The 17,121-nt window shown below is 71.3% G+C and carries 16 protein-coding genes and 1 pseudogene; 12 read left to right on the top strand and 5 right to left on the bottom strand.

What is annotated here, in order from left to right:
* The first annotated feature begins 76 nt into the window (after window positions 1-76).
* The 4 genes from FHX82_RS16760 to FHX82_RS16775 all read left to right on the top strand — a co-directional run bounded on the left by FHX82_RS16760 (window position 77) and on the right by FHX82_RS16775 (window position 4,284).
* A complete protein-coding gene (locus FHX82_RS16760) occupies window positions 77-820 on the top strand; it encodes an ABC transporter permease (RefSeq protein WP_145938763.1) in 744 nt (247 codons plus the stop codon).
* Window positions 821-830: 10 nt separating this feature from the next.
* Window positions 831-1,337 carry a mycothiol transferase gene (locus FHX82_RS16765; protein ID WP_145938762.1) on the top strand — a complete coding sequence of 169 codons (507 nt, stop codon included), beginning with the start codon at window positions 831-833 and terminating at the stop codon, window positions 1,335-1,337.
* Window positions 1,338-1,617: 280 nt separating this feature from the next.
* Window positions 1,618-1,941, top strand: a complete 324-nt coding sequence (locus FHX82_RS36545) for an alpha/beta fold hydrolase (protein WP_221216131.1) — start codon at window positions 1,618-1,620, stop codon at window positions 1,939-1,941.
* Window positions 1,942-2,139: 198 nt separating this feature from the next.
* On the top strand, window positions 2,140-4,284 hold the full coding sequence (locus tag FHX82_RS16775) for a terpene synthase family protein (protein WP_145938778.1): 2,145 nt from the start codon (window positions 2,140-2,142) through the stop codon (window positions 4,282-4,284).
* A 340-nt stretch (window positions 4,285-4,624) separates the two neighbouring features.
* On the opposite strand, the pseudogene rnhA reads toward FHX82_RS16775, so the two are convergent.
* Window positions 4,625-5,056: pseudogene (gene rnhA / locus FHX82_RS16780) on the bottom strand (ribonuclease HI); the annotation flags it as partial.
* A gap of 97 nt (window positions 5,057-5,153) precedes the next feature.
* Here rnhA and FHX82_RS16785 point away from each other — a divergent pair.
* Entirely contained in the window at window positions 5,154-5,852 is a 699-nt protein-coding gene (locus FHX82_RS16785; protein ID WP_183176741.1) for a hypothetical protein, read from the top strand.
* 1 nt (window position 5,853) lies between these two features.
* Here the strand turns inward: FHX82_RS16785 and FHX82_RS38210 are convergent, their stop codons facing one another.
* Together FHX82_RS38210 and FHX82_RS16795 are read right to left on the bottom strand one after the other, a co-directional pair.
* Window positions 5,854-6,201 (bottom strand): hypothetical protein, encoded by a 348-nt coding sequence (locus FHX82_RS38210; protein ID WP_308431623.1) that lies wholly within the window; start codon window positions 6,199-6,201, stop codon window positions 5,854-5,856.
* A 25-nt stretch (window positions 6,202-6,226) separates the two neighbouring features.
* The gene (locus FHX82_RS16795) at window positions 6,227-6,904 is read right to left on the bottom strand and encodes an MBL fold metallo-hydrolase (protein ID WP_145938816.1); all 678 of its coding nucleotides are present in this window, start codon (window positions 6,902-6,904) and stop codon (window positions 6,227-6,229) included.
* A gap of 112 nt (window positions 6,905-7,016) precedes the next feature.
* On the opposite strand from FHX82_RS16795, the gene FHX82_RS16800 reads away from it, so the two are divergent.
* The 4 genes from FHX82_RS16800 (at window position 7,017) to FHX82_RS16815 (ending at window position 12,279) form a co-directional block, all read left to right on the top strand.
* Entirely contained in the window at window positions 7,017-8,255 is a 1,239-nt protein-coding gene (locus FHX82_RS16800) for an acyltransferase family protein (protein WP_229881488.1), read from the top strand.
* 53 nt (window positions 8,256-8,308) lie between these two features.
* A complete protein-coding gene (gene uvrA, locus FHX82_RS16805) occupies window positions 8,309-11,170 on the top strand; it encodes an excinuclease ABC subunit UvrA (protein ID WP_145938815.1) in 2,862 nt (953 codons plus the stop codon).
* Between the two features lie 171 nt (window positions 11,171-11,341).
* Complete coding sequence (locus tag FHX82_RS16810) at window positions 11,342-11,818, top strand: COG4315 family predicted lipoprotein (protein WP_183176676.1); 477 nt, start codon at window positions 11,342-11,344, stop codon at window positions 11,816-11,818.
* 20 nt (window positions 11,819-11,838) lie between these two features.
* Window positions 11,839-12,279 carry an SRPBCC family protein gene (locus tag FHX82_RS16815; protein ID WP_145938813.1) on the top strand — a complete coding sequence of 147 codons (441 nt, stop codon included), beginning with the start codon at window positions 11,839-11,841 and terminating at the stop codon, window positions 12,277-12,279.
* Window positions 12,280-12,328: 49 nt separating this feature from the next.
* Here FHX82_RS16815 and FHX82_RS16820 read toward each other — a convergent pair whose 3' ends face one another.
* A complete protein-coding gene (locus FHX82_RS16820; RefSeq protein WP_145938818.1) occupies window positions 12,329-13,639 on the bottom strand; it encodes a cation:dicarboxylate symporter family transporter in 1,311 nt (436 codons plus the stop codon).
* A gap of 175 nt (window positions 13,640-13,814) precedes the next feature.
* Here FHX82_RS16820 and FHX82_RS16825 point away from each other — a divergent pair, with 175 nt between their 5' ends.
* Genes FHX82_RS16825 through FHX82_RS16835 form a run of 3 tightly spaced genes read left to right on the top strand, consistent with a single transcriptional unit; the run spans window position 13,815 to window position 16,557 of the window.
* The gene (locus FHX82_RS16825) at window positions 13,815-15,410 is read left to right on the top strand and encodes a sensor histidine kinase (protein WP_145938812.1); all 1,596 of its coding nucleotides are present in this window, start codon (window positions 13,815-13,817) and stop codon (window positions 15,408-15,410) included.
* Entirely contained in the window at window positions 15,407-16,072 is a 666-nt protein-coding gene (locus tag FHX82_RS16830; protein ID WP_145938811.1) for a response regulator, read from the top strand. The genes FHX82_RS16825 and FHX82_RS16830 overlap by 4 nt, the downstream gene beginning before the upstream one ends.
* Window positions 16,073-16,089: 17 nt before the next feature.
* A complete protein-coding gene (locus FHX82_RS16835) occupies window positions 16,090-16,557 on the top strand; it encodes a YbjQ family protein (RefSeq protein ID WP_145938810.1) in 468 nt (155 codons plus the stop codon).
* A 1-nt stretch (window position 16,558) separates the two neighbouring features.
* Here FHX82_RS16835 and FHX82_RS16840 read toward each other — a convergent pair whose 3' ends face one another.
* On the bottom strand, window positions 16,559-17,116 hold the full coding sequence (locus tag FHX82_RS16840) for a metallophosphoesterase family protein (protein WP_145938809.1): 558 nt from the start codon (window positions 17,114-17,116) through the stop codon (window positions 16,559-16,561).
* Window positions 17,117-17,121 lie beyond the last annotated feature (5 nt).

Raw genomic sequence — 17,121 nt, forward strand, 5'->3', positions numbered from 1 at the left:
TCTCGGCGCCCCCGCCGCACCGGGCGAACCTGGACCGGGTGCACGTCGCGTCGGTGCTGTCGTCGAGGATCTCTCCGTGACCGGTGCGACGATCGCCTTCGGGCCCATGCTCGGCGTGGTGCTGGTGGCGCTCGTCGCGCTCGGCGGGGTCGTGTTGTGGCTCGGTGAGCTGGGGCAGGCGCGCGCCGTCGTCACCGCCGCTCTGCGGGCCGTGCTGCAGCTGGCCCTCGTGTCGCTCGTGATCACCGCCGTCCTGCGCACCGGGTGGCTCACCGCGCTGTTCGTGCTGCTCATGTTCTCCGTCGCCGCCGTGACGTCCGCGCGGCGCGTCGGCGTGCCCAAACGGGTCCCGCAGACAGCCGCCGCCATCGGTGCCGGGGTGCTGCCCGTGCTGGCGCTCGTCCTGGCGACCGGCGTCGTGCCGTGGCGGCCGATCGCCGTCGTGCCCATCGCGGGCATCGTGACCGGCAACGCGATGTCCGCCACCTCCCAGGCCGCCCGGCGCGCGCTCGACGAGCTGAGGACCCGCCACGGCGAGTACGAAGCCGCGCTGGCGCTGGGGTTCCTGCCCCGCGCCGCCGCGCTGGAGATCTGCCGCCCCTCCGCGAGCCAGGCCCTGATCCCCGCCCTCGACCAGACCCGCACCGTCGGGCTGGTCACCCTGCCCGGCGCGTACGTCGGTGTCCTGCTCGGCGGCGCGAGCCCGCTGCAGGCCGGGATCACGCAGGTCCTGGTGCTCATCGGGGTGCTCGCCGCGCAGTCCGTCGCCGTGCTCGTGGCCGTCCAGCTCGTCGCGGCGGGAACGATCGCGCGGGACTAACTTGGGGGCCATGACTCTTGCCGATCTCGTGATCGACGGTTACGACCGCGTCCAGCAGGTCGTGCACAGCGCCGTGCGGGGGCTGAGCGACGAGCAGCTGGCCACCCCGCCGGAGAAGGGCGCCAACACGATCGCGTGGCTCGTGTGGCACCTGACCCGCGTGCAGGACGACCACCTCGCCGACCTCGAAGCCGCGCCGCAGGTGTGGACCGAGCAGGGCTGGCACGACCGCTTCGCCCTGCCCTTCGGCCCCGAGGCCACCGGCTACGGCCAGAGCGAGAAGGACGTCGAGGCCGTGCGCGCGTCCGCCGAACTGCTCACCGGTTACCACGACGCCGTGCACGACCAGACCGTCGCCTGGCTCCGCGGGCTGGAGGAGTCCCAGCTCGACCGCGTCGTCGACGAGAACTGGGACCCGCCGGTCACCCTCGCCGTGCGGCTGGTCAGCGTCCTGTCCGACGACCTGCAGCACGCCGGGCAGGCCGCGTACGTCCGGGGAATCCTGCAACGCCGGTGAGTTTCCGGCCCGCGCCCGGTCTGCACTCGCATGGGTGACTACGCGGACATCAACGGCCTGAAGCTCTACTACGAGGTGCACGGTGAAGGCCGGCCCGTCGTGCTGCTGCACGGCGGCCTGCACACCTTCGACCTGTCCTTCGGAGCGCTCCTGCCGCGACTGGCAGGTCATCAGGTGATCGGCGTCGAGCTGCAGGGGCACGGGCACACCGCCGACATCGCGGCCCGACGGCTACCACGACGACGTCCGCGATCCGGCGCTGTTCGCGACCTCCACGCGGTTGCCCACCGAGGCCGACTTCCGCGAGATGAGCGAGGCGTACGCGCGCGTCGCCCCCGATCCCGCCCATTTCGCCGAGTTCCAGGGAAAACTGTCCGCGGTCGTGGCGGGAATGCCGGGCTGGCCGGACGACGCGCTGCGCGGCATTCCGGTGCCGGCGCTGCTCGTGTTCGGCGACCACGACTTCGTCCGCCTCGACCACGCGCTCGCCATGACCGCGCTCATCCCGGACTCCCGGCTCGCCGTCCTGCCCGGCACCACGCACGCGGACGTCCTGCGCCGCACCGAGCTGCTCGCGCCGATGCTGACGGAGTTCCTGCGCTGAGCCGAACGGGCGACCAGGTGCCGAGCGGGTGAGCCGCCCTGCTCGGCGCCGGATTTCCGGACCCGGCGACGACGCTCGGGACAGCCGGAAGCCGTTGCGCACGCACTCTGCGTGGTTCCGCGTTCAGTCGGACAGGTAGCCGGTCCCGCCGGAATGGCCGTCGCCGGAGCGGGGCCCGGGCTGGAAGCGTCGGACGGCATGCAGGCTTTCACGTTGCCCGACTTCTACCTGCCGTACCCGGCCCGCCTCAACCCGCACCTGGAGCGCGCCCGCGCCCACAGCGAGGAATGGGCCCGGCAGATGGGCATGCTCGACGCGCCCACTCCGGACGGCGGCCTCGTCTGGGACGCCGACCGGCTGGCCAAAATGGACTACGCGCTCATGTGCGCCTACACCCACCCCGACTGCGACGGGCCCGCGCTCGACCTCGTCACCGACTGGTACGTGTGGGTGTTCTTCTTCGACGACGACTTCCTCGAACAGTACAAGTACTCCCGGGACCTCAAGGGCGCCAAGGCGTACCTGGACCGGCTGGAGCTGTTCATGACCGACGAGCCGCCGGAGGTCACCAACGCGGGCGAGGCGGGCCTGAAGGACCTGTGGCAGCGCACGGTGCCGTCGATGTCGGAGGGCTGGCGGCGGCGGTTCGTCACCAGCACGCACAACCTGATGGTCGAATCCCTGTGGGAGCTGGACAACATCGACCGCGGCCGCATCGCCAACCCGATCGAGTACATCCAGATGCGGCGCAAGGTCGGCGGCGCGCCGTGGTCGGCGAACCTCGTCGAGTACGCCGTCGGCGCCGAGGTGCCGGACCAGCTGGCCGGCACGCGGCAGATCCAGGTGCTCACCGACACCTTCGCCGACGCCGTGCACCTGCGCAACGACCTGTTCTCCTACCAGCGCGAGGTGCAGGAGGAGGGCGAGAACTCCAACGCGGTGCTGGTGTTCGAGCGGTTCCTCGACCTGCCCACGCAGGAGGCGGCGGAGCTCGTCAACGACCTGCTGACCTCCCGGCTGCAGCAGTTCGAGAACACCGCGCTGACGGAGGTGCCCGCGCTGCTGGCTGACCAGGCGGTGCCGCCGCACGAGCAGGCGGGCGTGGCGGCGTACGTGAAGGGACTGCAGGACTGGCAGGCCGGCGGACACGAATGGCACGCGCGCTCCAGCCGGTACATGAACGAGGGCGCCGCGGCGAACTCCGCGTTGAGCGGCCCGACCGGACTCGGCACGTCCTCCGGCCGGTTGTCGTTCGCCCCTGGGATCAAAGGAAAAGCACGCCAGCACGCGCACCTCCCGCACCAGCCCGTCGGGCCGCTGCCCGTACCGGAGCTGTACATGCCGTTCCCGATCCGGATGAGCCCGCACCTCGACGCGGCGCGGGAGTACTCGGTCGGCTGGGCGCGGGAGATGGGGATGCTCGACGGGAGCGTCTGGAACGAGCGCCGCTACCGCGGGCTCGACCTCGCCCACTGTGCGTCGATGATCCACTCGGATGCCACGCCGGAGCAGCTGTACCTGTCCACGGACTGGCTGACGTGGGGCACCTACGGCGACGACTACTACCCGGTGTTCTTCGGCGCGACGCGCAACATCCCCGCGGCGAAGCACCTGACGGACCGGCTGTCGTTGTTCATGCCGCTCGACGCGGGGGAGACCCCGCCACCGTCGAACCCGCTGGAGCGCGGGCTGGCGGACCTGTGGCAGCGCACGGCGGGCCCGATGAGCGAGCGGTACCGCGGCGCGTTCCGGAAGTCCGTCGAGGACATGGTGCAGAGCTGGGTCTGGGAGCTGTGGAACCAGGCACAGCACCGCATCCCCGACCCGGTGGACTACGTGGAGATGCGGCGCCGGACGTTCGGCTCCGACATGACGATGAGCCTCGCGCGCCTGGCGCACGCCGACGTCCTGCCGCCGGAGCTGTTCCGCAACCGCGTGCTGCACGAGCTGGACACCGCGGCGCAGGACTACGCGTGCTTCCTCAACGACCTGTTCTCGTACCAGAAGGAGATCGAGTACGAGGGCGAGCTGCACAACATGGTGCTGGTGGTGGAGAACTTCCTCGGCGCGCCCCGCACCGAGGCGGCGGACGTGGTGGCGAAACTGATGCGGGCGCGGATGGAGCAGTTCGAGCACATCCTCGCCAACGACCTGCCGAACCTGTTCGAGGACCTGGAGCTGTCCGGCCCCGCGCGCGAGGCGCTGCTGGCGCACGCGGACCATTTGAAGAACTGGATGTCGGGGATTCTGGAGTGGCACCGCAAGTGCGTGCGGTACACGGAACCGGAGCTGCGGCGGAACCGCTTCCCGGGCCTGGAGGCGCTGGGGCTGGCGGTGGGCTGACTCAGCGGCGGTGGCGCCGCACCCAGTCGACGGTGCAGCACCACTCGCAGGGCTCCAGCTCACCGGGCGCGACCTCCGCCCACGCGATGGGCGTCAGCTCGTGCGTGGTCATGCCCTGGCGGGTGGCGCGGCGGGTTGGGGCGGGGTCGACGGGGCGGCGGTTCGCCCGGTCAACACGCTCGGCCTACCTCCGCTCCGGCGGGTAGGCGAGGCCCGCCCCCGCCGCATGGGGCCCCTCGCTTCCCGCCGTTGGCGCCACTCGCGTGACCGCGAGTGGTAGCGCGCCGTCGTCCTCCACGACCACCGGGGCGGGGGGCGGCGGGGGAGCGGGCGGCAGCTTCGCCGCCTCCTTCGCGCCTCGCACGGCCAGCCGGTCGGCGCGCTCGTTGTCCGGGTGACCGTTGTGCCCCTTGACCCAGTGCCACTCGATCTCGTGCCGCGTCAGCGCCGCGTCCAGCCGGCGCCACAGGTCGGCGTTCTTGACCGGCTGCCGGGCCGAGGTGAGCCAGCCGTTGCCCTTCCAGCGTGGCAGCCAGGACAGCACACCGCTGCGCACGTACGTGCTGTCGGTGTAGAGCCGCACCGCCGAGGGCCGCTTCAAGGTCTCCAGCGCCTGGATGGCGGCCATCAGCTCCATGCGGTTGTTCGTCGTGGGCCCGGGATCGGCGCCGTGCAGCTCGCGCTCGTGCCCGCCGTAGCGCAGCACGGCACCCCAGCCGCCCGGGCCGGGGTTGGGGCTGCACGCCCCGTCGGTGTAGATCTCGACGAACACTTCCCCCACGCCGAGAATGTAACAACACCAGCCGTAACAACCGCCGTTCCGGTGGCGACTCATCCCGTGGAATGATCAACAACCGGAACGGGCAGTCGTGACCTTCCCACCCCCGCCGCCGTGGCAGCCACCTTCCCCTCCTCCGTCGAGGAGGTGGCGCACCCGCCTGCTGATCCGGCTCGGCGTGGCCGCGGTGGCCGCGGTGATCGGCTTCACCACCGCCGCGTCGCACCACCACACGTCGCAGCAGCCGACGTTCTCGATGACGCTGAGCCCGGTGACGCCCCCGCTGAACCCGCTCGTGCCGTCCCCGACGCGGAAGCGGGTGCCGCGCATGGTGGACACGAAGGTCGGCGAGAAGACCAGCTTCACGAGCCCGGACAGCACCGGCGGTCCCGACGTGGAGTTCACGGTCACGAAGATCACCGTCAACGGCCGGTGCACGGCGCCGTACGCGCAGAAGGCGGAGAACGGGCACTTCCTGTTCCTGGAGATGTCCATCCGGACGGCGCCCACGATGACCGGGCTGTACGCGTCGAACCTGTTCAACCCGTTGTACTTCTCGGTGGCCGGCCCCGACGGCACGGTGGAGGACGGCGACTCGATCGCGAGCTCGCCGACGTACGGCTGCCTGCCCGACAGCAAGCGTTTGCCCCTCGGCCTGGAGCCGGGCAGGACGTACCAGGCCACGATCGTGCTCGACGCGCACAACATCCACGGCAAGGTCCGCCTGGCGCCCGCCGGAGGTCTCCTCGACACCGACGGCTGGCAGTGGCAACTGGGGGAAGCGGCCTGACTCAGGCCGGGTGTGAAATCGGCGTGCCGCCAACGCACAGCACCAGCTCGCCGGACTGAGCGGCCCGCAGCGCGACGGCGACCCGTGCCGCGAGTAAAGGCGGCAAGGGGGCGTGGCATCGAGGTCGAACAGTCCGGCGGACACGATCTCCGGGGGAACGCGCGGTCCAGGCCCAGTTCCTCGCGCACCTCGCGCCGGGCGGCGGCCCACGGCGCCTCTGCGGCGTCGACGGCAGGTAGGAGGGCTCCACGAGCAGGACCCGGCCCTCGGCGTCGTGGAACAGCACGCCGGCCGACATGCGCTTGCGGTCGAGCGACCGCACGTACTCGTCGAACGGCAGCAGCTCCACGCGCCGAGGCTGCCCGCCGCTCAGCTCACCAGCCCCGCTCGCGCCACTCCGCCAGCTTCGGGCGCTCCGCGCCCAGCGTCGAGTCGTCCCCGTGACCCGGGTAGAACCACGTCTCGTCGGGCAGGACGTCGAACACCCGTGACTCCACGTCGTCCATCAACGAGCGGAAATCATCCGGAGAGGTGGTCTTTCCCACGCCACCCGGGAACAGGGAGTCGCCCGTGAACAGGTGCGGTCCCCCTTCCGGGTCGCGGTAGAGCAGTGCGATCGACCCGGGCGTGTGACCCCGCAGGTGGATCACCTCCAGGGTGCAGTCGCCGACGGTCAGGGTGTCCCCGTGCTCCACCAGGAAGTCCGGAGGCACCGGCAGCGGCCCCGCGTCCAGCGGGTGCGCCGCCGTGTTCGCACCGTTCGCCCCGGCCACCGCGCCCAGCGCCTGCCAGTGGTCGCCGTGCTGGTGGGTGGTCACGACGGTGCGCAGCGCGGGCCTGTCCGGCCCGGAACCGATGAGGTCCGAGATGCGGTCCGGGTCCGCGGCCGCGTCGATCAGCAGCGCCTCGTTCTGCGCCCGGCACACCAGCAGGTAGGTGTTGTTGTCCATCGGCCCGACGGACAGCTTGGTGATGGTCAGCGCCCCGAGCGTGCGGCGAGCGGCGTCCCCGCCCGGCTCGACGTGCCCGGTGTAGTCCTCCACGACGTTCACCTGGCACACCGTAGTCGTCGCGCTGCGGTCCGTTCCACCCGTTCAGCTTGGTCTCAGATTCACAACGTAGCCTCGTTTCCCGTTGCCGTAAGTCGATCAAGCCAGGAAGCCCGTGCCCCGTCCCCCGAAGCGCAGGATCAGCTGGGATGCCGTCCGCGTCGTCGCCGTGTTCGCGGTGATGCTGGGCCACATCACCCACCAGGGTCCGCTCGCCCACCCCGAGCTCGCCGACTACCCGTTCCGGATCACCGCCCAGTTCGGCGCCGCCGCGCTCATGGTCATCTCCGGCTACTTCGTGTGCCAGACCGTCCGCCGCGGCGGCACCCGCCGCTGGCTGTGGCGGAAGGTGGCGCGCCTCGTGCCGCCGTACCTGGTCGCCGTGCTGATCACCTACCTGGTGATGCGCATGGCGGGCGCGGTGTTCAACGGCCAGGGCTTCGGCAGCGGCTGGTTCGCCACGCTCTTCGGTCCCACCTCGGACGGCGTGGCGTGGAAGACGTCGTGGTACGTGCCCGTCGGCAAGGACCTGCTGATCAACCTGTTCATGGTGCAGGGCTGGGACCAGTCGTTCATCTGGCTCGACGGCTCGTACTGGACGCTGCCGGTGCAGCTGCTCGTGTTCAGCGGCGCCGCGCTGCTGTGGGCCCGCGCGCCCTGGCTGCGCGGCGACCGGCGGGTCCAGCTGCTGGCGTGGGGCATGGTCGTGCTGCCGTGGTTCGTCCGGTTCGTGGTGATCGGCGTGCACAACCCCGCGCCCTGGGCGTTCGGCGTGGTCTTCGGGCTCGGGCTGCACCGGATGCACGCGTTCGCCGCGGGCATCGCGATCTGGCTGTGGGCGCGCGGCCGGATGCGTGGCGCACATCTCACGCTGCTGCTCGCGGCCGTGGTCGTCGCGCAGGACCTGCACCTGTACCCGGACCACGTGGCGCTGCCGACCGACCCCGCGCGGCTGCCGTCCGACCTCGGCTTCGCCGTGATGCTCGTCGCGATCTGCGCCGCCGCGAAGGGTCCGGACTGGACGTTCCTGCGCCCCCTCGCGCCGGCGCTCACCTGGCTGGCCGGCATCTCGTTCGGCGTGTACCTGCTGCACCAGGAGCTGGGCTACGTGCTGGCCCGGATCCTGCTCGACGCCGGCGTGCCCGGCTGGGTGCGGCTGCCCCTCGTGCTCGGCGCGGCCGTCCTCGCCGGCTGGGCCCTCACTACACTGGTTGAACGGCCGGTGCACGACCGGCTGACCCGACCGCGCCGGACGGCCCCATCGCCCCGATCCGCGCCGGACGACCTGCTTCCGCCCGAGCACTCGGCTGCGGGGAACGGTCCGGCGCCCGTTTCTGTCGGTGGTCCGTCCTAGCATGGTCGCGGCCGGTCTCATACGGCCGGAATCTCCAGCGAAGGGACCTTGGCGTGGCTGATCGCCTCGTTGTTCGCGGCGCCCGCGAGCACAACCTCCGTGGCGTCGATCTCGACCTGCCCCGGGACAGCCTGATCGTGTTCACCGGCCTGTCCGGGTCCGGGAAGTCCAGCCTCGCGTTCGACACGATCTTCGCCGAGGGCCAGCGGCGTTACGTCGAGTCGCTTTCGGCGTACGCGCGGCAGTTCCTGGGGCAGATGGACAAGCCGGACGTCGACTTCATCGAGGGCCTGTCCCCGGCGGTGTCGATCGACCAGAAGTCCACCTCGCGCAACCCGCGTTCCACCGTGGGCACCATCACCGAGGTCTACGACTACCTGCGCCTGCTGTTCGCCCGCGCCGGCAAGCCGCACTGTCCGCAGTGCGGCGAGGCGATCAGCAAGCAGACCCCGCAGCAGATCGTCGACCAGGTGCTCGAAATGGAGCCCGGCACCCGTTTCCAGGTGCTGGCGCCCGTGGTGCGCGGCCGCAAGGGGGAGTACCTCGACCTGTTCGCGAACCTGCAGCAGCAGGGCTACTCGCGTGCCCGCGTCGACGGGCAGGTGTACCAGCTCACCGACCCGCCGAAGCTGAAGAAGCAGGAGAAGCACCACATCGGCGTGGTGGTCGACCGGTTGTCGGTCAAGGCGTCGTCGAAGCAGCGGCTCACCGACTCGGTCGAGACCGCGCTGCGGCTGGCCGACGGGCTGGTCGAGCTGGAGTTCGTCGACCTGCCGGAGAACGACGCGCACCGCGTGCGCGGCTTCTCCGAGAACCTGGCCTGCCCCAACGGCCACCCGCTCACCATCGAGGACCTCGAACCCCGGTCGTTCTCGTTCAACTCGCCCTACGGCGCCTGCCCCGAGTGCACGGGTCTCGGCATCCGCAAGGAGGTCGACCCGGAGCTGGTGGTGCCGGACGACGAGCTGTCGCTGGGCGAGGGTGCCATCGCGCCGTGGGCGGGCGGGCAGAGCGCCGACTACTTCCAGCGGCTGCTGGAGTCGCTCGCGGAGGCGGTCGGGTTCCGCATGGACACGCCGTGGCGCCAGCTGCCCGCGAAGGTGCAGAAGGCGGTGCTGCACGGCGTCAACGAGCAGGTCCACGTGCGCTACCGCAACCGGTACGGCCGCCAGCGCTCGTACTACGCCAACTTCGAGGGCGTCATCCCGTTCCTGGAGCGCAGGCTCGACCAGACCGAGTCCGAGTACATGCGCGAGCGCTACGAGGGCTACATGCGCGAGGTGCCGTGCCCGGCGTGCCAGGGCACCCGCCTCAAGCCGGAGATCCTCGCGGTCACGCTGGAGCACGCCGAGTACGGCGACCGCTCCATCGCCGAGGTCTGCGCCCTGTCCATCGAGGAGGCGTCGGACTTCCTCGACGGGCTGCGGCTCGGGCAACGGCAGAAGATGATCGCCGGCGCGGTGCTGAAGGAGATCCAGGCGCGTCTGCGCTTCCTGCTCGACGTGGGGCTCAACTACCTGTCGCTCGACCGGGCCGCGGGCACGCTGTCCGGTGGCGAGGCGCAGCGCATCCGGCTGGCGACGCAGATCGGGTCGGGCCTGGTCGGCGTGCTGTACGTGCTGGACGAGCCGTCGATCGGGCTGCACCAGCGGGACAACCACCGGCTGATCGAGACGCTGACCCGGCTGCGCGACCTGGGCAACACGCTGATCGTCGTCGAGCACGACGAGGACACCATCCGCTCCAGCGACTGGGTCGTCGACATCGGCCCGGGCGCGGGTGAGCACGGCGGCCACGTCGTCCACAGTGGACCGTACAAGAAGCTGTTGCGCAGCAAGGAGTCGCTGACGGGGCAGTACCTGTCCGGGCGGCGCGGCATCGCGGTGCCCGAGATCCGGCGGCCGGTGGACCGCAAGCGCAGGCTCACCGTGGTGGGCGCGCGCGAGCACAACCTGCGCGGGGTCGACGTGTCGTTCCCGCTGGGCTGCCTGGTGTCGGTCACGGGTGTGTCCGGTTCGGGGAAGTCCACGCTGGTCAACGACATCCTGGCCACGGTGCTGGCCAACAAGCTCAACGGCGCGCGGCAGGTGCCGGGCAGGCACACGCGGGTGCGCGGGCTCGACCTGGTGGACAAGCTGGTGCGGGTGGACCAGTCGCCGATCGGCCGCACCCCGCGGTCCAACCCGGCGACGTACACCGGCGTGTGGGACCACATCCGGAAGCTGTTCGCGGCCACCACCGAGGCGAAGGTGCGCGGCTACCAGCCGGGCCGGTTCTCGTTCAACGTCAAGGGCGGGCGCTGCGAGGCGTGCGCGGGCGACGGCACGATCAAGATCGAGATGAACTTCCTGCCGGACGTGTACGTGCCGTGTGAGGTGTGCAAGGGCGCCCGGTACAACCGGGAGACCCTGGAGGTGCACTACAAGGGCAAGACGGTCTCGGAAGTCCTCGACATGCCGATCGAGGAGGCCGCGGAGTTCTTCGAGCCGATCAAGGCGATCCACCGGCACCTGCAGACGCTGGTCGACGTGGGCCTGGGCTACGTGCGGCTCGGCCAGCCCGCGCCCACCCTGTCGGGTGGTGAGGCGCAGCGCGTGAAGCTCGCCAGCGAGCTGCAGAAGCGGTCCACGGGCAAGACGGTGTACGTGCTCGACGAGCCGACCACGGGGTTGCACTTCGAGGACATCCGGAAGCTGCTGGGCGTGATCAACGGCCTGGTGGACAAGGGCAACACGGTCATCGTGATCGAGCACAACCTCGACGTGATCAAGACGTCCGACTGGATCATCGACATGGGCCCGGAGGGCGGTTCCGGCGGCGGCACGGTCGTCGCGGAGGGCACGCCGGAGGAGATCGCGGAGGTCGAGGAGAGCCACACCGGCCAGTTCCTGCGTACGGTGCTCACGAACGCCTGACCAGCGGCGGCCTCCTCCACGCCGCGGGACGGTGGCTTCTCCGGTCCCGGGGCGGAGTGGTGGCGCGCGGCTGCCGCCAACCGCCGGCGTCGGCGTGAGCGAGCGGTGGCCTCTCCGCCAAGGCGGGGAGGCCGCCATGAACCACCGCGGTCCGGCGTACGTGCTCCCACCGTGAAGCCCGTCCTGCTCCGCCCGGCCGCGACGGTCCTCGGGCTGCTCGTGCTCGCCGGGTGCGCCCGGGGCAGCGGACCGGCTCCGCCGCCGGCCGACCTCAATGCCACGGACACGCCGGGCTTCGGCACGATCGTCACCGACGTGCAGGGCCACGCGCTCTACCGCTTCGACGCCGACACCGCGCAGCCCTCGGTCTCGCACTGCTACGACCAGTGCGCCGCGCTCTGGCCACCGCTGCTCGCGGCCGGGGTCACCGTCACCATCCAGGGCCTCGACCGGACGCTGATCAGCACCACCACCCGCCGCGACGGCACGCAGCAGGTGACCCTCGGCGGCTGGCCGCTCTACCGCTCCCTCAAGGACACCGCCCCCGGCGAGGCGGCCGGTCAGGGCTCGGGCGGCTCGTGGTTCGCCGTCACGCCCACCGGCGCCCGCGCGACCGCCCGCCCACCGTCCTCATCGGACACTCAGTGACGGGCGCGCATACTGGTTCCGTGCGGTTCAACGACTACCGGTTCCGGGACACCTGGTTCCTGCCCGCTCCCGGGCACGCCGTCTTCGACGCGGTCGTCGACCTGGAGCACTACCCGCGGTGGTGGCCGGATGTGCGCTCCGTCCGCAAGGTCGACGCCGACACCGCGGAGCTGGTCTGCCAGGCGAGCCTGCCCTACCGCCTCGTCATCCGCCTGCACCGCGCCGAGCAGGACGAGTCCGCCGGGCGGCTGCGCGTCCACCTCGACGGGGACCTCGAAGGCTCCCTCGCGGCGCGCCTGTTCGCCCGGCCCGGTGGCACGCGGCTCGACATCACGCAGGAGGTGGTGGCCACCAAGCCCCTGCTCCGCGGCCTCGCCCCGGTGGCCCGCCCGCTGTTCCGGCTCAACCACGCGCTGATGATGCGCCGCGGCCGCCTCGGCCTGCTCGCGTTCCTGACCTGACGACGCCGCCCGCCCGGAAAACCCGGGCGGGCGGCGGTCAGCGAAAACCTCAGACCAGCGCCTTCTCCTCGCGCGGCTCCGCCACCGCCTCCGGCTGCTCGTCGTCGCGCAGCGCGGTGTCGTCGAAGGGATCGCGCCCCGACAGCACCTCCGCCGCCTTTTCGCGGTCGAACTCCTTCGTCCACGAGCCGATCAGCACCGTCGCGACCGCGTTGCCCGCGAAGTTCGTCACCGCGCGCGCCTCCGACATGAAGCGGTCGATGCCGAGGATGAAGCCGACCCCGCCGACGAGGTCCGGGCGGTGCGACTGCAGACCGCCCGCCAGCGTCGCGATGCCCGCGCCGCTCACGCCCGCCGCGCCCTTCGACGCGATGATCATGAACACCAGCAGCGAGATCTGCTCGCCGATCGACAGCGGGCTGCCCTGCGCCGACGCGACGAACAGCGTCGCCATCGTCAGGTAGATCGCCGTGCCGTCGAGGTTGAACGAGTACCCCGTCGGCACCGTGATCCCGGCGACCGACCGGCTCACGCCCAGGTGCTGCATCTTCCCGATCAGCAGCGGCAGCGCCGACTCGGAGGACGACGTCGACACGATCAGCAGGAACTCCCGCGCGAGGTAGCGCAGCAGGCTGAAAATGTTGATCCGCGCCCCGAACCACAGGATCGCGCCCAGCACGACGCACACGAACAGCAGGCACGTCACGTAGAACCCGAGCATCACCACGAGCAGGCTCTTCAGCGCCGCCCAGCCCGTGCTGCCGACGACCGCGGCGATCGCCCCGAACGCGCCGACCGGCGCCGCCCACATGATCATCGACAGGACCCGGAACACGAGCTTCTGGAGGTGCTCGATGCCGCGCAGGATCGGCTGTCCGACGGGACCCATCTTCTGCAGCGCGAACCCGACCAGCAGCGCGACGAGCAGCGTCTGCAGCACCGAGCCCGCGGTGAACGCCGACAGCAGCGACGTCGGGATGATGCCGAGGAGGAAGTCGGTGCTGCCCTCGCCGCCGGTCGCCTGCTGGTGCGCCTTCGCCGCGTCGGCGGGGTTGAGGTGCAGCCCCGAACCCGGGTGCAGGACGTTGCCCACGACGAGCCCGATGAACAGTGCCACTGTGGACATCGCCAGGAAGTAGCCGATGGCGATCAGCCCGACCTTGCCGACCTTGGCCGCCTTCGCGACGGAACCGATGCCGAGCACGATCGTGCAGAAGATGATGGGGGAGATCATCATCTTGATGAGGTTCACGAACCCGGTGCCCAGCGGCGCGAGGCCCTTGGCGAACGCGGGGGCGGCGAACCCGACGATGATGCCGAGCACGACGGCGGCGACGACCGCGAGATACAGGTAGTGCATCCGGTCGCTGCGCCGTGGTGTGGCGTCGGCGGATTGCGTTGTCGGCACCCTTGCCTCCAATGGGGACGGCGCGCCCTCCCGGCGCGGCTCAGCACGGAACTATGCAGCCCGCGGTGGTGGCGGTCACCATTGTGTTCATTGAGTTCGCTCCCGGCCGGTGACCTATCGTCGACGGATGCGGAACCGGCGCTGGAGTCTCGCCCGCCAGCTGCTGCTGGTGCAGGTCGCGGGAGTCGTCGCACTGGTCGGCGTCGGCGCCGGGCTGGCCTACCTCGACGCCTCGAACGCGGCGAACGACCGGGCCACCGAGGAGGTCCTCGGGATCTCCCGCACGGTCGCCGACGCGCCGACCGTGCTCGAAGCGCTGTCCACTGCGGACCCGACGGCGCGGCTGCAGCCGTACGCCGAGCAGGTGCGCGCCGACACCCACGTCGACTTCGTCACGATCATGACCCCGGACGGCGTCCGCTACACCCACCCGAACCCGGCCGTGATCGGGCAGCGGTTCCTCGGCAACACGGCGCAGGCGGTGCGGGGCGGCGTGGTCACCGAGACCTACACCGGCACGCTCGGCCCGTCGATGCGGTCGGTGGTCCCGGTGTTCGACGCGCACCGCCGGGTCGTCGCGCTGGTGGCCGTGGGCATCAGGATCGAGGCGATCTCGGCGGAGCTCGCCGAGCGGCTCGAACCGCTGGTCGCGGTCGCCGCGGCGGTGCTCGTCGTCGGCGTCGCGGGCAGTGTGCTCGTCAGCGCCCGGCTGCGGCGGCAGACCCGCGGCCTCGCCCCGGCGGAGCTGAGCAGCGTGTTCGCCTACTACGAGGCCACCCTGCACGCCGTCCGCGAAGGGCTGGTGCTGCTCGGCGACGACCGCCGCGTGGTGCTGTGCAACGACGCGGCTCGCGAACTGCTCGGACTCGGCGGCGATCCGGTCGGCAGGCCGGTCGCGGAGCTGGGCCTGCCGCAGGAACTGGTGGCGACCTTTTCTTCAGGCGAACCACGCACCGACGAGATCCACCTGACCGACACCCGCGTCCTCGTGGTCAGCACCGCGCCGGTGCGGTCGGGCGAGCAGGCGCGTGGTGTCGTGGTGACGTTGCGGGACCACACGGACCTGCAGCTGCTGACCGGCGAGCTGAACACCACCCGGGGCCTCGCGGAATCCCTGCGTTCCCAGGCACACGAGGCCGCGAACCGGCTGCACACCGTGGTGTCGCTGGTCGAGATGGGCCGCGACGAGGAGGCGGTCGAGTTCGCGACGGCCGAGCTGGAGATCGCGCAGCGGCTGACCGACCGGGTCATGGGCGCGGTGGCCGAGCCCGTGCTCGCCGCGTTGCTGCTCGGCAAGGCGGCGGAGGCGAGCGAGCGCGGCGTGGAGCTGGTGCTCTCCGACGACACCGCGCTCGACGAGCTGGACCTCGAACCCCGCGACCTCGTGACCGTCCTGGGCAACCTGGTCGACAACGCGATCGACGCCGCCATCGAAAACGCCGCCGCCGCGCGGCCCCGCGTGACGGTCACCGTGCGGGGCGGGGACGGCGAGCTGCTCCTGCGCGTGGCCGACAGCGGCCCGGGCGTGGCGGAGTCCGCGCGCACCGCGGTGTTCCAGCGCGGCTGGTCGACGAAACCGCAGGAGGGCCCGGTCGGGCACGGCCTCGGCCTGGCGCTGGTCGGGCAGGTGGTGCGCCGCTACGGTGGCGAAATCGCGCTCGACAACGACGGCGGTGCGGTGTTCACCGTCCGGCTGCCGCTGCGGCAGGAGGCCGCCCGATGATCCTGGTGCTCGTGGTCGAGGACGACCCGGTCGCCGCCGAGGCACACCGCCAGTACGTCGAGCGCGTCGCCGGGTTCACCGTCGCGGGGGTGGTGCACTCCGGCGCGGAGGCGCTGCGGTTCTGCGAACGGCACACCGTCGACCTCGTCCTGCTCGACTTCTACCTGCCGGACACGCACGGGCTCGCGGTGTGCCGCGCGCTGCGGGCGTCCGGCAGCGCGGTGGACGTCATCGCCGTGACCTCCGCGCGCGACCTCGCGGTGGTGAAGGCGGCGGTGTCCGCCGGGATCGTGCAGTACCTGCTCAAGCCGTTCACCTTCGCGTCCCTTCGCGACAAGCTGGAGCGCTACGCGCGTTTCCGCGAAAGCACGGGCGAAGCGAGCGACCAGACCGACGTGGACCGTGCACTCGCGACGCTGAGCACGCCGGGCCGCACCGCGTTGCCGAAGGGCATGAGCACGCAGACCCTCGACGCGATCGTGGCGACCCTGCGCGCCGAACCGGACGGCCTGCCCGCGAGCGCGGCCGCCGAGGCGACCGGCGTTTCGCGCGTGACCGCCCGCCGTTATCTGGAGTACCTGGCCGACAACGGGCTCGCCCGGCGTGAGCCGCGCTACGGACAGGTGGGCAGACCTGAGGTTTGGTACCGCGCGCAGGCATGATCGCCTAGTCTGCGGGCATGACCCAGGGATACCCCCAGCAGCAGTTCCCGATCCTGCTGTCCACGATGAACGATTTGCCGGGCTACAAGGTGGTCCGGGTGTACGGCGAGGTCTTCGGTCTCACCGTGCGCAGCCGCAACATGTTCTCCACCATGGGCGCGGGCTTCAAGGCGATGGCGGGCGGTGAGCTGAAGGGTCTGTCCAAACTGCTCTCCGACTCCCGGCACGAGGCGCTCGGCCGGCTCGCGCAGGAGGCGATGAACTACGGCGCGAACGCGGTGCTCGCGCTGCGCTTCGACTGCAACGAGATCGCCCAGACGGCGAGCGAGATCGCCGCGTACGGCACCGCGGTCTACGTCGTGCCCGAAGGCGCCGAGCAGGGCCAGCAGGCGGCGCCGCAGCAGGCTGCGCCCCAGCAGTACCAGCAGCAGTACGCCCAGCCGCAGCAGTACCAGCAGCCGCAGCAGGGCTACCCGCAGCAGTGACTCAGCCCGGCCGGTCCAGTTCGGCGGCGATCTCGTCGAGGTGGACCGGCCGCAGATCGCTCACGTCGAGGCCGACGTTCAGCTGACGGCCGTGGCGCCGCCACGCGCCGTGCACGTGCCCGTGCAGCAACGGCAACCCTTCGTCGGGCAGCCGGTACTGCGACGCGCGGTCGTCCTCGGTGTGGTCGCCCTCGTACGGGAAGTGGCTCAGCAGGACGTTGCGCCCGCCGATCCGCCGCCGCGCGAACGCCTGCACGGAGGCGAAGTGCTCCAACCATGCGCGCTGGTGCTGGTACGCCTGCCGCAGCCCGGGCCACGGCTCGTCGTGGTTCCCGGTGACCAGGTGCAGCTCCCCGTGCAGCTGCCGCAGCACGCCGGCGAAGCGGGCCAGCCGCCCCATGCCGACGTCGCCGAGGTGCCACACCTGGTCGCCGGGGTGCACGGTCGCGTTCCACCGCTGCACCACGAACTCGTCGTGCTCGGCCGGTGAGCCGAAGCCACGCAGCCCCGCGACCAGCTGGTGGTCGAAGTGGGTGTCGGCGGTGAACCAGACGTTCATCCACC

Source organism: Amycolatopsis bartoniae, assembly GCF_014191255.1.
Lineage (GTDB): Bacteria > Actinomycetota > Actinomycetes > Mycobacteriales > Pseudonocardiaceae > Amycolatopsis_E > Amycolatopsis_E bartoniae.

Coding starts and splice junctions, on each gene's coding strand:
- FHX82_RS16830 (WP_145938811.1), top strand. CDS start 15,407: ATGATCCTGGTGCTCGTGGTCGAGGACGACCCGGTCGCCGCCGAGGCA.
- FHX82_RS16840 (WP_145938809.1), bottom strand. CDS start 17,116: ATGAACGTCTGGTTCACCGCCGACACCCACTTCGACCACCAGCTGGTC.
- FHX82_RS16835 (WP_145938810.1), top strand. CDS start 16,090: ATGACCCAGGGATACCCCCAGCAGCAGTTCCCGATCCTGCTGTCCACG.
- FHX82_RS16775 (WP_145938778.1), top strand. CDS start 2,140: ATGCAGGCTTTCACGTTGCCCGACTTCTACCTGCCGTACCCGGCCCGC.
- FHX82_RS16820 (WP_145938818.1), bottom strand. CDS start 13,639: ATGCACTACCTGTATCTCGCGGTCGTCGCCGCCGTCGTGCTCGGCATC.
- FHX82_RS16765 (WP_145938762.1), top strand. CDS start 831: ATGACTCTTGCCGATCTCGTGATCGACGGTTACGACCGCGTCCAGCAG.
- FHX82_RS16825 (WP_145938812.1), top strand. CDS start 13,815: ATGCGGAACCGGCGCTGGAGTCTCGCCCGCCAGCTGCTGCTGGTGCAG.